Genomic DNA, 13,194 nt, shown 5'->3' with positions numbered 1-13,194 from the left:
TCGCGCTGACGCGCGGCGACCCGCGGGCGCGGCAGCGCCGCGTCGCCGTCGTCGGCGCAACGGCGTACGGGCGCGTCGCGATCGAGCGGATGCAACTGGCGCCGAATGGCCCGTTCGTGGCCGCGTGCGTATTCGACGACGATGCCCAGGCCGCCGCGGGCGGCATCGGCGGCGTGCCGGTGATCGGCGACTGGAACGCGTTGCGCGAACTGATTCGCGGCGGCGACATCGACGAGGTCTGGCTCACGCTGCCGATGTCGCACGAGTGGCGAATCCAGCGCATCGTGCGCGAGCTGCGCGACGAGTTCGTCGAGTTGCGGCTGTTGCCCGACGTGCGGCAGATGGCGGTCGTCGATCGTTCCGCGACCGACGTGCTCGGCATGCCGGCGATCAATCTCGCGACCACGCCGCGTTCCGCGCCGGAGCTGTGGGCCAAGTTCGCGTTCGACCGGCTGTTCGCGTTCGGCGTGCTGATTCCGTTGCTGCCGCTGCTGACGATGCTGGCGATCGCGGTCAAGCTGTCGTCGCCGGGGCCCGTGCTGTTCAGGCAGCGCCGCAAGGGGGTCGACGGCCGCGAGTTCGATATCCTCAAGTTCCGGACCATGCGCGTGCATCGCGCGCAGCCGGGCGTCGTGCGGCAGGCGTCGCGCAACGATTCGCGCATCACGCGCGTCGGCGCGTTCCTGCGGCGCACGTCGCTCGACGAGCTGCCGCAGTTCTTCAACGTGCTGTTCGGGCAGATGTCGGTGGTCGGTCCGCGTCCGCACGCGATCGAACACGACGACTTCTACCGGCAACTGATCGACTGCTACATGTACCGCTACCGCGTGCGGCCCGGCATCACCGGATGGGCCCAGGTGAACGGCTATCGCGGTGAAACGCGCAAGGTCGAGGCGATGGAGGCACGCGTGAAGTTCGATCTGTTCTACATGCAGAACTGGAGCTTCTGGTTCGACATCAAGATCATCCTGCTGACGGTGGTGCGCGGCTTCATCGGGCGCAATGCGTTCTGAGGATGACGAATGATCGAAGCGGCGCCGTGCGAGCGATCGTCCCGACGGAGTGAGGCCGGTTCGGGCGCGCGGAAGCAGCGCCGTGGTCGCGCCGGAATTGCTGCGCTGCGGTTGTGCCAGCAGGCTTCGGGGCGCGCGGCGGGCGGAATTCCTCGTCCGTCCCCAGTTTCCCCTCCTTCGCCGCGGCATGACCGGCACGCTGATTCCGGTCAACACACGCGTGTTCAATGGGTTTATCCTGCGTCGCATGCGTCCGGCGTTTTGCGCGTCCGGCCGCTCATCCGGATGCGACGGCACGGGGCATGCCTGCGTGCCGCGCACCCGCGCGATACCGCGCGCCGCTCTGTTTCGCGCGGACCCGGAACAGGAGAGACGGCCATGTCGCTCGACCCACAACAACGGCAGACGCTGAAGCAGCGGCTGAACGAGAGCGAGCAGACGCTGCGGGCGGAGATCCGCACCAGCGAAGACCAGCGCGCGTCCGAATCCTATGCGGAGCTTGCCGGCGCGGCGCCGGACGAGGGCGACGAGGCGAACGCCGACCTGTTCGTCGACGTCGATCATGCATTGATCGGCATGAAGCTGACCGAACTGCGCGCGATCGGCCGTGCCCAGCAGCGGATGCGCGACGGCAGTTACGGCGAATGCATCGACTGCGACGGCTCGGTCGGCTACGAGCGCCTGCTGGCGCGCCCGACCGCCGAACGCTGCACGCATTGCCAATCGCTCTACGAGCGGCGCTACGCCACGACGCCGCGCGCGTCGCTCTGAGGTTGCGGCTCCCACCGCGCCGCACGTACGGCGCGGCCGGCGCAGGATGACCAACGAGCGCCCGGCGGCGTCGACATGCGGCGCCGGGCGGGCAGACGCCGTCGCGCCCGCGCGCGGCGCCATCCACGTGGAAGGGAGCCACGCCAATCATGCCGATCCACAATGCCGAGTGCGCGGCCGTGTTCGCCGAGATCGCCGACATGCTCGAGATCCAGGGCGCCAATCCATTTCGCGTACGTGCGTACCGCAACGCCGCGCGGACGATCGCCGACTACGGTCGCGACATCCCGACGATGATCGCGAACGGCGACGATCTCGGGAAGATTCCGTCGATCGGGGCCGATCTTGCGTCGAAGCTGCGCGAGATCACCGCGACCGGCACCTGCGAGCTGCAGCAAACCTTGCGCCATGCGCTGCCGGGCGCGATCGTCGAGCTGCTCGACGTGCCCGGGCTCGGCGCGAAACGCGTGAAGGCGCTGCATGACGCGCTGCACGTCGATTCGCTCGAACAGCTGCGCGCGGAAGCGAAGAACGGGCATGTGCGCGAGCTGCCGGGCTTCGGCGCCAAAACCGAAGCGCATCTGCTCGAAGCGATCGACGATCGCCTGCAGCGCGAGCCGCAACGCTTCCTGCTGCCCGAGGCCGCGCACGCGCTGATGTCGTTGCTCGAACGCCTGCGTGCGGTGGCCGGTGTCGGCAACGCCGTGCCGGCCGGCAGTTTCCGCCGCCGCCGCGAGACGGTCGGCGATCTCGACATCCTCGTCACCGCACATGATCCGGTCGCGGTCACCGAAGCGTTCGTCGGTTACGGCGAAGTGGCGCGCGTGCTCGCGCACGGCAAGACCCGGTCGAGCGTGATGCTGGCCAACGGCTTGCAGGTCGACCTGCGCGTCGTCGATGCCGATGCGTTCGGCGCGGCGCTCGTCTACTTCACGGGGTCGAAGGCGCACAACATCGCGCTGCGCCGGATCGCGCAGGCCGGCGGCCTGAAGATCAACGAATACGGCGTGTTTCGCGGCGACGAGCGGATTGCCGGCGCGACGGAGGCATCGGTCTACGCGGCCATCGGGCTGCGCGAGGTGCCGCCCGAGTTGCGCGAGGATCGCGGCGAGATCGATGCGTCGCGCGCCGGCACGCTGCCGGCGCTCATCGAGCGCAAGGATCTGCATGGCGACCTGCACGCGCATACCGATGCGTCAGCCGGCCGCGACGGCCTGCGCGCGATGGCCGCCGCCGCGCGTGCACGCGGGCTCGCCTACCTGGCCGTCACCGACCGCGTGCCGCCTGGCGGCGATCGCGACGGTTTCGACTGGCTCGCGCGGCAGCTCGACGAGATCGACCGCATCAACGCGGCGTTCGACGATTTCGTGTTGCTCAAGGGCGTGGAAGCCGGTATTCGCGAGGATGGCAGCCTGGACGTGCCGGACGCGATGCTCGGCCGGCTCGATCTCGTCGTCGGCGCGGTACGCGACGGCTTCGACCTGCCGCGCGGCGCGCAGACCGATCGCATGCTGCGTGCGATGGAGCATCCGTATTTCACGATTCTCGCGCACCCGACCGGCCGCGTGCTCGGCGAGCGCGACGCGTGCGAACTGGACGTGCCGCGCGTGCTCGCGCAGGCCGCCGCGCGCGGCTGCTTCGTCGAACTCGATGCGCAGCCGCGGCGCTTCGACCTGCCGGACGTCTGGTGCCGCGAGGCCGCGAAGGCCGGCGTGCTGGTCGCGATCGGTTCGGATGCGTACGGCGCGGACGAGCTTGACCATCTCGCGTTCGGCGTCGATCAGGCGCGGCGCGGCTGGCTGACGCGGCAGGACGTGCTGAACACGCGCACGCTCGCGCAACTGCGGCCGCTGCTGGCACGCACGATGGGCGGTGCGGGCAGCGCGGGCGGCGGCGCGAAGCGGAGCCGGTCGAAGGGCGCGTGAACGCCACGCGGCCCGGCCGAATTGCGTTCAGCTCATGCCGGCAGGGTCATGCGAGTACGCCGGTCGCCGGGACGTAGGGCAGGCCGAGCGCCAGCGCGACCGCTTCGTACGTGATGTGGCCGTCGCACACGTTCAGGCCCGCGCGCAGATGCGGATCGTCGAGCATCGCCTGCTTCCAGCCCTTGTCGGCGAGCGCGAGCGCATGGCCGAGCGTTGCATTGTTCAGCGCAAAGGTCGACGTGCGCGCGACCGCGCCGGGCATGTTCGCGACGCAATAGTGGACCACTCCGTCGACCACGAACGTCGGCGCCGCGTGCGTGGTCGCATGCGAGGTCTCGAAGCAGCCGCCCTGGTCGATCGCGACATCGACGACGACCGCTCCCTTGCGCATCGTCGCGATCATGTCGCGCGTGACGAGCCGCGGCGCCGATGCGCCCGGAACGAGCACGGCGCCGATCACGACGTCGGCATCGCGCACGGCTTCGTCGACCGTCTGCGCATTCGAGCAGACGGTCGCGATCCGGTTGGCGAACACGAGATCGAGCTGGCGCAACCGGTTCACGTTGTTGTCGAGCACGGTGACGCGCGCGCCGAGGCCCACCGCCATCTGCAGCGCACCGGTGCCCACGACGCCCGCGCCGAGCACGACGACGTGCGCGGCCGGCACGCCCGGCACGCCGGCCATCAGCAGGCCGCGGCCGCCGCGCGGGCTTTCGAGGTGGGTCGCCGCGACCTGGATCGACATACGGCCGGCGACTTCGCTCATCGGCGCGAGCAACGGCAGGCCGCCGCCGGGGCCCGTCACGGTTTCGTACGCGATGCAGACCGCGCCGGATTTCACGAGCGCGGCGGCCTGGTCGGGATCGGGCGCGAGATGCAGGTACGTGTAGAGGATCTGGCCGCGCCGCAGCATCGCGCATTCGGTGGGCTGCGGTTCCTTGACCTTGATGATCATGTCGGCGCGCGCGAAGATTTCTTCGGCGCCGTCGCCGAGCGACGCGCCCGCGGCCGTGTAGTCGTCGTCGAGCAGGCCGATCGCGGTGCCCGCGCCGCGCTGCACCAGCACGCGATGGCCGTGCCGCGTGAGTTCGCGCGCGCCGGCCGGCGTGAGGCCGACGCGGTATTCGTGGTTCTTGATCTCCTTCGGCACACCGATCAGCATGAGTCGCCTCCATGGCCTTCGTTATCGTCGTCGTGCGGGCAGTCCGTTGCGCAGCGCCTTGCCGACCGCAGTACTGGAATAACAGGGTAGTAGTGCGCGGAGGGAAGTCAAGCGACCGGGCTGTGCGACGACGCATGCGCACTGCAACGCAGCATGCGTCACCGCCGGTTGCGACCGGACGTCGCAATGCGCACGTGACGCGGTTTCGGTATCGTCATGCGTGGCGCGGGCCGGGGCCGCGAGCCGAACACCTTTCGGCAAAACGACGAGACAACGAGACGAGGACCTTGATCGACATGACCGGTGCGTATTTCAGCGTGCCGACGCTTTGCGCCATCGCGCTCGTGCACGTCTACTGGGCGTTCGGCGGGCGATTGGGCAAGCGCGCGGCCATTCCGGAGCAGGATGGCGTACCGCTGTTGCGGCCGACGGCGGTCGGCACGCTGACCGTCGCGCTCGCGCTGCTGGGCGGGGCAGGCGTGGTCGCCGCGCGTGCCGGCTGGCTGGGGCGCAACGCGTATCCCTGCACGATCGCGTTCGCGGTCGTTGCGCTCGCATTGATCTTCGCGGTGCGCGCCGTCGGCGATTTTCGCTACGTCGGCTTCTTCAAACGGATTCGCGGGTCGCGTTTCGCGCGGATGGACACGCTGTATTACTCGCCGCTGTGTGCGGCGCTGGCGCTGTCGATCGCATCGATGTTCTGGCCGTGGTGAGCGGGGCGCGGCGCGCGATTCAGTCCGCGCACGTATCGATCAGCGTCAGGCATTCGGCCGGCACGGCATCGGTCAGCCGGACACCGTTTTCGGCGACGAAGAATGTGTGGCCCTGCCGGTGCATCCGCTGCGCCTCCACTTCGAGGATCTCGGGCACGCCGTAGCGCGCGCCGACGGCCAGCGCCGTCCGGATCTCCGCCGACAGAGGCACGTGATGCACGTGATGACAGCGGCCGGGTTCCGCCGCCGCCCGATCGTCGCTGTCCGCCATCACCTCATCCTTGCACATTCCGGCATCCGGTTTTCCCATTGTTGCTAATTTCGATGCACTGAATTGCATTGAACCCTCTAGCGCTGGAACCGGTTCCATATATAATTCGCCGCACTCGTCGCCGGGCCCCGAAAGAGGGTCGTGCACGTTGCGCTTGCCGTCGGCGGACGCGACGTCTAAGTTGAACAAGGGTCATGGGCGATGAAGGAGAGATGCCGGCCGATGCCGGTATTTGTCCGACGATAGGGCCCGCCAAGAGGTCGATCCGCGCAACGCCGCCGGCACCGGGGCGAGCGCGGCTGCAATGACGGCGCCACCGCGAATCGCGGCCGGGCGCCTGCATCGAGGTTGTGCGCAACACACGAAAGAACAGGGCGACCGGCCGCCTGCGGCACGGCTGCCGTGCCGGGCACGCGGCATGCGGAATGCGCGCGTCCGAACCCCGATCCCCAACGATCAACATCCGACCATGTCCACGCCACCTGACAAACCCAATTCGCGTCGCCGTTTCCTGCGCACATCGGTCGCGCTCGTGCCGATCGCGTCGGTCGCCGGCTGCGACCTGCACTCGTCGTCGCCGTCCGCGACGACCGCCGGCAACGCGTCCGCTGCATCGGCCAGCGCCGAACGCGCGCCGTACAAGCCGACCTTTTTCGATGCGAAGGAATGGGCGTTCGTCCAGGCCGCCGTCGACCGGCTGATTCCGGCCGACGCCGAAGGCCCCGGCGCGCTCGAGGCGGGCGTGCCCGAATTCATCGATCGCCAGATGGAGACGCCGTATGCGCACGGCGCGACGTGGTACATGCAGGGGCCGTTCCAGCAGGGCGTGCCCGAGCTCGGCTACCAGTTGAAGCTGGTGCCGCGCGACATCTACCGGCTCGGCATCGCGGCCGTCAACCGCTATTGCGAGAAGACGCACGGCAAGGCGTTCGCGGATCTCGACGCGCCGACGCGCGACACGGTGCTCGGTGCGCTGGAGAAGGGCGGCGCGCAGATCGACGACGTCCCGCCCGGCGTATTTCTCGGCCAGTTGCTGCAGAACACGCGCGAAGGCTACTTCTGCGATCCGGTGCATGGCGGCAATCGCGACATGGCCGCGTGGAAGATGATCGGTTTCCCGGGCGCACGCGCGGATTTCATGGATTTCGTCAACCAGAGCGGCAAGCCCTATCCGTACGGCCCCGTCTCGATCAACGGGGAGCGCAGCTGATGGCCGCAGACAAGAAGCCGCACGTCGATGCGGTGATCGTCGGCTTCGGCTGGACCGGCGCGATTCTCGCGAAGGAACTGACCGAAGCGGGATTGAACGTCGTCGCGCTCGAGCGCGGCGAATATCGCGACACCTATCCGGACGGCGCGTATCCGAACACGATCGACGAGCTGACCTACAACATCCGCAAGAAGCTGTTCCTCGACCTGTCGAAGACGACCGTGTCGATCCGTCACGGCCTGCAGGACACCGCGCTGCCGTACCGGCAGCTCGCCGCGTTCCTGCCGGGCGAAGGCGTCGGCGGCGCGGGGCTGCACTGGTCGGGCGTGCACTTCCGGATCACGCCGGAAGAGCTGCGCCTGCGCAGCCACTATGAAGAGCGCTACGGCAAGAAGTTCATCCCGGAAGGGATGACGATCCAGGATACGGGCGTGACCTACGACGAGCTCGAGCCGCATTTCGATTTCGCCGAGAAGGTGTTCGGCACGTCGGGGCAGGCGTACAAGGTCGGCGGCAAGGTGGTCGGCGACGGCAACGTGTTCGAGGCGAACCGCAGCGACAACTTCCCGCTGCCCGCGCAGCTCAATACCTATTCGGCGCAGCGCTTCTTCGATGCCGCGCATTCGCTCGGCCTGCATCCGTACCGGCTGCCGTCGGCGAACACGTCGGGCCCGTACACGAACCCGTACGGCGTGCAGATGGGCCCGTGCAACTTCTGCGGCTACTGCAGCGGCTACGCGTGCTACATGTATTCGAAGGCGTCGCCGAACCTGAACATCCTGCCCGCGCTGAAGCAGGCGCCGAACTTCGAGCTGCGCTCGAAGTGCCACGTGCTGCGCGTCGACCTCGACGACACGAAGAAGCGCGCGACCGGCGTCACCTACGTCGATCCGGCCGGACGTGAAGTGCACCAGCCGGCCGATCTCGTGATCGTGGCCGCGTTCCAGTATCACAACGTGCACCTGCTGCTGCTGTCGGGCATCGGCAAGCCGTACGATCCGATCTCGGGCGAAGGCGTGGTCGGCCGCAATTTCGCGTACCAGAACCTGTCGACGATCAAGGCGTTCTTCGACAAGGATACCTACACGAACCCGTTCATCGGCGCGGGCGGCAACGGCGTCGCGGTGGACGACTTCAACGCGGACAACTTCGACCACGGCCCGCTCGGCTTCGTCGGCGGCTCGCCGCTGTGGGTGAACCAGGCCGGCGTGAAGCCGATCAGCGGCATCGCCACGCCGCCCGGCACGCCGCAGTGGGGCTCGGCGTGGAAGAAGGCCGTCAAGGACAACTACGCGCACACGATCTCGATGGACGCGCACGGCACCAACATGTCGTACCGCGACGTGTATCTCGACCTCGACCCGACCTATCGCGATTCGTACGGCCAGCCGCTGTTGCGGATGACGTTCGACTGGAAGGACAACGACATCAAGATGGCGCAGTACGTGACCGGGCAGATGAAGAAGATCGCGGAAGCGATGGGGCCGAAGGCGATCGGCGTGTCGACGCGCGAATTCGGCAAGCACTTCGACTCGCGCCAGTACCAGACGACCCACCTCGTCGGCGGCGCGATCATGGGCACCGACCCGAAGACGAGCGTGCTGAACCGCTATCTGCAGTGCTGGGACGTGCACAACGTGTTCGTGATGGGCGCGTCCGCGCTGCCGCAGGGCATCGGCTACAACCCGACCGGGATCATCGCGGCGCTGGCCTACTGGTCGGCACGCGCGATCCGCGAGCAATACCTGAAAAATCCCGCCCCGCTGGTGACCGTATGAAGAGGACGATGAACCACCACAACGCCGCGCGTCCGGTGTCCCCGCTGCGGCGCGCGCTGGCGATCGGCACGGCATGGGCGGCATTCGGTCTGGCGGGCGGCGGCGCGTTCGCGCAGCCGGCGTCCACGCCGTCCGCGGCTTCGGGCGCGGTGGCCGCACCGGCCGCCCAGTCGGCCGACGCGAACCTGATCAAGCGCGGCGAATACCTTGCTCGCGCGGGCGACTGCATCGCCTGCCACACCGCGAGCGGCGGCAAGCCGTTCGCGGGTGGCCTGAAGTTCGACACGCCGATCGGCGGCATCTACTCGACGAACATCACGCCGGACCCGAAGACGGGCCTCGGCGGCTGGACTTACGAGGACTTCACCCGCGCGGTGCGCGAAGGCGTGCGCAAGAACGGCGACACGATGTATCCGGCGATGCCGTTCCCGTCGTACGCGCGCCTGACCGACGACGACATGAAGGCGCTGTACGCGTACTTCATGCACGGCGTCGCGCCGGTCGAGCACGAGAACCGCAAGGTGGACATCGTGTGGCCGCTGTCGATGCGCTGGCCGCTCGGCATCTGGCGCAAGATGTTCGCGCCGTCGCCGAAGCCGTTCGACGCGGCGTCGTACACCGACCCGGTGGTCGCGCGCGGCGCGTATCTGGTGCAGGGGCTCGGCCACTGCGGCGCGTGCCATACGCCGCGCGCGCCGACGATGCAGGAGCGCGGGCTGACCGACGCGGACGGCCTCGACTTCCTGGCCGGCGGCGCGGCGATCGACGGCTGGGTGCCGACGAGCCTGCGCGGCGAGCCGCGCACGGGCCTCGGCACGTGGAGCGAAACCGAGATCGTGCAGTTCCTGAAAACCGGCCGCACGCTGCGCACGGCCGCGTTCGGGGGGATGACGGACGTGGTCGGCCACAGCATGCAGCACATGACCGACGACGACCTGAACGCGATCGCGCGCTACCTGAAGACGTTGCCGCCGCGCGTGCAGGGCGAGCAGCCGCACGTGTACGACGCGGCCGCGGCGAAGGCGCTGCAGACCGGCGACGCGAGCAAGCCGGGCGCGGCCGTCTATCGCGACAACTGCATGGCCTGCCACCGCAGCGATGGCCACGGCTACACGCGCGTGTTCCCGGCACTCGCCGGCAACCCGGTCGTGCAGGGCGACGACCCGACCTCGCTGATCCACGTCGTGCTCGAAGGCAGCGCGCTGCAAGGCACGCGCACCGCGCCGTCGACCTTCACGATGCCGCCGTTCGGCTGGCGCCTGTCGGACCAGGAAGTCGCGGACGTGTCGAACTTCGTGCGCACGAGCTGGGGCAACACGGGTGCGTCGGTGACGGCCGCGCAGGTCGCGAAGGTGCGCAAGAGCGTGCCGTCGACGCGGCCCGAGCCGCCGCCGGGCGCGCGCTTCCCGCAAGCGTCGCGCTGACCGGAGCGGCGGGGCGTCCGCCCCGCCTGCCGCCCGGTTCACGTCAATGTGCGGCCGGGCGGCAACGCCTTTCCCTTCGCCGGGGTCACGCCCCGCAACCCGCGCCGCCGCGTGAAATTTTCGCGGCTGCGCGCCATTTTTCCGCCTCATCCCTTATCCTTTCACTCTTGAACCTTACTAAATAGTTACAAGAGCTTGGGAGGGGGGATGCCTCATGACGTCAGCCTGATTGCGTTGCTCGCGGCCGGTTTCGGTCTCGCGATGATCTTTGGTTACCTCGCGTCGCTGCTGAAAATGCCGCCGCTCGTCGGCTATCTGCTCGCCGGGATCGTGATCGGCCCCGGCACGCCCGGTTTCGTCGGCGACCTGTCGCTCGCGCAGCAGCTTGCGGAAGTCGGCGTGATGCTGCTGATGTTCGGCGTCGGCCTGCATTTCTCGCTCGGCGATCTCCTCGCGGTGCGCAAGATCGCGCTGCCGGGCGCCATCGTCCAGATCACCGTCGCGACGCTGCTCGGCGGCGGGCTCGCGCTCACGTGGGGCTGGAGCCTCGGTGCGGCGCTCGTGTTCGGGCTGGCGCTGTCGGTCGCGAGTACCGTCGTGCTGCTGCGCGCGCTCGAAGGGCGCGGGCTCGTCGAGACGGTCAACGGGCGCATCGCGGTGGGCTGGCTGGTCGTCGAGGATCTCGTGATGGTGCTCGTGCTGGTGCTGCTCCCGCCGGTGGCCGGGCTGCTCGGCGGCACGCCGCCCGGCGATACGCATGCGGCCGGCGGCAGCGTGTGGGGCACGCTCGGCGTCACGATGCTGAAGGTCGCCGCATTCATTGCACTGATGCTGGTGGTCGGCAAGCGCGTGTTCCCGCGCATTCTGTGGCTCGTCGCGCGCACCGGCTCGCGCGAGCTGTTCACGCTGTGCATGATCGCGGCCGCGGTCGGCATCGCGTTCGGCGCGGCGAAGCTGTTCGACGTGTCGTTCGCGCTCGGCGCGTTCTTCGCCGGGATGATGATGCGCGAGTCGGAATTCAGCCGGCGCGCGGCCGACGAGACGCTGCCGCTGCGCGACGCGTTCTCGGTGCTGTTCTTCATCTCGGTCGGCATGCTGTTCGACCCGAAGGTGCTGCTCGACGAGCCGCTGCACGTGATCGAGGTCGCGGCCATCGTGCTGATCGGCAAGACGGTCGCGGCCGTCGCGCTCGTGATCGCGTTCCGCTATCCGCTAAACACCGCGTTGACGGTCGGCGCGGGCCTCGCGCAGATCGGCGAATTCTCGTTCATCCTCGCGGGGCTCGGCCGTGCGCTCGGGCTGCTGTCGGCCGAAGGGCAGAGCCTGATTCTCGCGGTCGCGCTGATCTCGATCGCGATGAACACGCTGCTGTTCGCGATGATCGATCCGGCGCTCGCGTGGATTCGCAAGCATTCGGCGTTCGCGCGCAAGCTCGAGGCGCGCGACGATCCGCTCGCCGCGCTGCCGATGTCGACGCCGCAGACGCATCTGACCGGGCAGGTCGTGATCGTCGGCTACGGCAAGGTCGGCACGCGAATCGCGCATGCACTGGACGAGCGCGGGATCGCGTATGTCGTCGTCGAGCAGAATCGCGAGCTCGTCGAGAAGCTGCGTGCGGACGGCATCGCGGCCGTGTCGGGCGACGCGATCGAGCCGATCGTGCTCGTGCAGGCGCATATCGCCCGCGCCGGGATGCTGGTCGTCACGCTGCCCGACGTGTTCGACGTGCGGCAGATCGTCGAGATCTCGCGCACGCTCAACCCGGCGCTCGAGGTCGTGCTGTGCACGAACAGCGGTGACGAGGCCGCGCTGCTGTCGAGCGAGGGCATCGGCACCGTGTTCATGGGCGAGACCGAACTCGCGCGCGGGATGACCGAGCACGTGCTCGGCCGGATGGCGAAGCCGGTCGCGGCCGCGCATTGACGGCGCGCGGCGGCGCGCCTGGCGTCGTCAGCCCGCTGCGGCCATCTTCGCGGGCGCGGGGCGACTGGATTGCGCAGCCGTCTTGAGTTGGGCCGACGGTTTCTGCGCGACGGTCGCCGTGGCCGGCGCCGCCGCTTTCGGCGCCGCGACCGTCTTCTGCGGCGCGGCGGCCTTCGCCGGCGCATTCTTTTCCGGTTCGACCGGTGCATCGGGCGGCACGCCCAGCAACTGCAGCGAGCCGCTCGTGACCGACGCGAACACCGGGCCGGCTACCGTGCCGCCGTAGTAACCCTTGCCGCGCGGCTCGTCGATCATCACCGCGACGATCAGGCGCGGGTTGCTCATCGGCGCCATCCCCGCGAACAGCGCGCGGTACTTGCCCTTCGCATAGCTCGCGCCGACCTGCTTGCGCGCGGTACCCGTCTTGCCGCCGATCCGGTAGCCGTCGACGCGCGCGCGGCGCCCCGTGCCGCCTTCGCCGACCGCCATCTCGAGCATCGAGCGGATCGCGGCGGCCGTTTGCGGCGACGTCACGCGGTGGCCGCGGTGCGCGTCGATCGTCTGCTGGTCGGTGCCGTTCTTTAGCAGCGACACCGGGTGCAGCGTGCCGTCGCCCGCATACGCGGTGTAGGTCTGCGCGATCTGCAGCAGCGACATCGACAGCCCGTAGCCGTACGCCATCGTCGCCTGCTCGATCGGCCGCCAGCGCTTGTAGCCGCGCAGCCGCCCCGACGCGACGCCCGGGAACGTCAGTTCCGGCGCGCGGCCGATCCCGTACTCCTGGTATTTGTTCCAGATCGTTTCGGCGGGCAGGTTCAGCGCCAGTTTCGCGAGCGCGACGTTGCTCGACTTCTGCAGCGCCTGCGATACCGTCAGCGAGCCGTGGTTGGACGTATCGTGGATCACCGCCGGGCCGATCTTGTAGGTGCCCGGCGACGTGTTGATGACCGTGTTCGGCGTGACCTTGCGCTCGTCGATCGACAGCGCGACGACGAGCGGCTTGA

11 protein-coding genes are annotated in these 13,194 nt (G+C 68.9%); 8 read left to right on the top strand and 3 right to left on the bottom strand.

The window, feature by feature from the left end; translation table 11 throughout:
• The 3 genes from JMF86_RS21460 to polX form a co-directional block, all read left to right on the top strand.
• A partial coding sequence (locus tag JMF86_RS21460; RefSeq protein WP_201317142.1) for an undecaprenyl-phosphate glucose phosphotransferase occupies positions 1–1,013 on the top strand: 1,013 nt, incomplete at its 5' end.
• A 378-nt stretch (positions 1,014–1,391) separates the two neighbouring features.
• Positions 1,392–1,784, top strand: a complete 393-nt coding sequence (locus tag JMF86_RS21455) for a TraR/DksA family transcriptional regulator (protein WP_011547854.1) — start codon at positions 1,392–1,394, stop codon at positions 1,782–1,784.
• Positions 1,785–1,933: 149 nt separating this feature from the next.
• Entirely contained in the window at positions 1,934–3,709 is a 1,776-nt protein-coding gene (polX, locus tag JMF86_RS21450; RefSeq protein WP_011547853.1) for a DNA polymerase/3'-5' exonuclease PolX, read from the top strand.
• A 46-nt stretch (positions 3,710–3,755) separates the two neighbouring features.
• Here the strand turns inward: polX and ald are convergent, their stop codons facing one another.
• Positions 3,756–4,871 carry an alanine dehydrogenase gene (gene ald / locus JMF86_RS21445; RefSeq protein WP_011547852.1) on the bottom strand — a complete coding sequence of 372 codons (1,116 nt, stop codon included), beginning with the start codon at positions 4,869–4,871 and terminating at the stop codon, positions 3,756–3,758.
• Between the two features lie 296 nt (positions 4,872–5,167).
• Here ald and JMF86_RS21440 point away from each other — a divergent pair, with 296 nt between their 5' ends.
• A complete protein-coding gene (locus JMF86_RS21440; protein ID WP_011547851.1) occupies positions 5,168–5,584 on the top strand; it encodes a DUF3995 domain-containing protein in 417 nt (138 codons plus the stop codon).
• 19 nt (positions 5,585–5,603) lie between these two features.
• On the opposite strand, the gene JMF86_RS21435 is transcribed toward JMF86_RS21440, so the two are convergent.
• A complete protein-coding gene (locus JMF86_RS21435; protein ID WP_011547850.1) occupies positions 5,604–5,924 on the bottom strand; it encodes an RNA 2'-phosphotransferase in 321 nt (106 codons plus the stop codon).
• Positions 5,925–6,324: 400 nt separating this feature from the next.
• On the opposite strand from JMF86_RS21435, the gene JMF86_RS21430 reads away from it, so the two are divergent.
• The 4 genes from JMF86_RS21430 to JMF86_RS21415 all read left to right on the top strand — a co-directional run bounded on the left by JMF86_RS21430 (position 6,325) and on the right by JMF86_RS21415 (position 12,190).
• Positions 6,325–7,065, top strand: coding sequence for a gluconate 2-dehydrogenase subunit 3 family protein (locus tag JMF86_RS21430; RefSeq protein ID WP_012338290.1), 741 nt, complete (start codon positions 6,325–6,327; stop codon positions 7,063–7,065).
• Positions 7,065–8,843 carry a GMC family oxidoreductase gene (locus JMF86_RS21425; RefSeq protein WP_011547848.1) on the top strand — a complete coding sequence of 593 codons (1,779 nt, stop codon included), beginning with the start codon at positions 7,065–7,067 and terminating at the stop codon, positions 8,841–8,843. The genes JMF86_RS21430 and JMF86_RS21425 overlap by 1 nt, the downstream gene beginning before the upstream one ends.
• Entirely contained in the window at positions 8,840–10,267 is a 1,428-nt protein-coding gene (locus JMF86_RS21420) for a cytochrome c (protein ID WP_011547847.1), read from the top strand. The genes JMF86_RS21425 and JMF86_RS21420 overlap by 4 nt, the downstream gene beginning before the upstream one ends.
• Before the next feature lie 207 nt (positions 10,268–10,474).
• Positions 10,475–12,190 (top strand): cation:proton antiporter, encoded by a 1,716-nt coding sequence (locus JMF86_RS21415; protein WP_011547846.1) that lies wholly within the window; start codon positions 10,475–10,477, stop codon positions 12,188–12,190.
• 27 nt (positions 12,191–12,217) lie between these two features.
• Here the strand turns inward: JMF86_RS21415 and JMF86_RS21410 are convergent.
• On the bottom strand, positions 12,218–13,194 hold a 977-nt coding region (locus JMF86_RS21410), incomplete at its 5' end, for a penicillin-binding protein 2 (RefSeq protein ID WP_269189821.1).

It is taken from the genome of Burkholderia sp. E168m15 (assembly GCF_016586105.1).
In the GTDB taxonomy this organism is placed as follows: domain Bacteria; phylum Pseudomonadota; class Gammaproteobacteria; order Burkholderiales; family Burkholderiaceae; genus Burkholderia; species Burkholderia orbicola.
Note: the sequence above shows the minus strand (reverse complement) of the source record. Positions and strands in the feature narration are given on the sequence as shown.

Coding starts and splice junctions, on each gene's coding strand:
- JMF86_RS21455 (WP_011547854.1), top strand. CDS start 1,392: ATGTCGCTCGACCCACAACAACGGCAGACGCTGAAGCAGCGGCTGAAC.
- polX (WP_011547853.1), top strand. CDS start 1,934: ATGCCGATCCACAATGCCGAGTGCGCGGCCGTGTTCGCCGAGATCGCC.
- ald (WP_011547852.1), bottom strand. CDS start 4,871: ATGCTGATCGGTGTGCCGAAGGAGATCAAGAACCACGAATACCGCGTC.
- JMF86_RS21440 (WP_011547851.1), top strand. CDS start 5,168: ATGACCGGTGCGTATTTCAGCGTGCCGACGCTTTGCGCCATCGCGCTC.
- JMF86_RS21435 (WP_011547850.1), bottom strand. CDS start 5,924: ATGCAATTCAGTGCATCGAAATTAGCAACAATGGGAAAACCGGATGCC.
- JMF86_RS21430 (WP_012338290.1), top strand. CDS start 6,325: ATGTCCACGCCACCTGACAAACCCAATTCGCGTCGCCGTTTCCTGCGC.
- JMF86_RS21425 (WP_011547848.1), top strand. CDS start 7,065: ATGGCCGCAGACAAGAAGCCGCACGTCGATGCGGTGATCGTCGGCTTC.
- JMF86_RS21420 (WP_011547847.1), top strand. CDS start 8,840: ATGAAGAGGACGATGAACCACCACAACGCCGCGCGTCCGGTGTCCCCG.
- JMF86_RS21415 (WP_011547846.1), top strand. CDS start 10,475: ATGCCTCATGACGTCAGCCTGATTGCGTTGCTCGCGGCCGGTTTCGGT.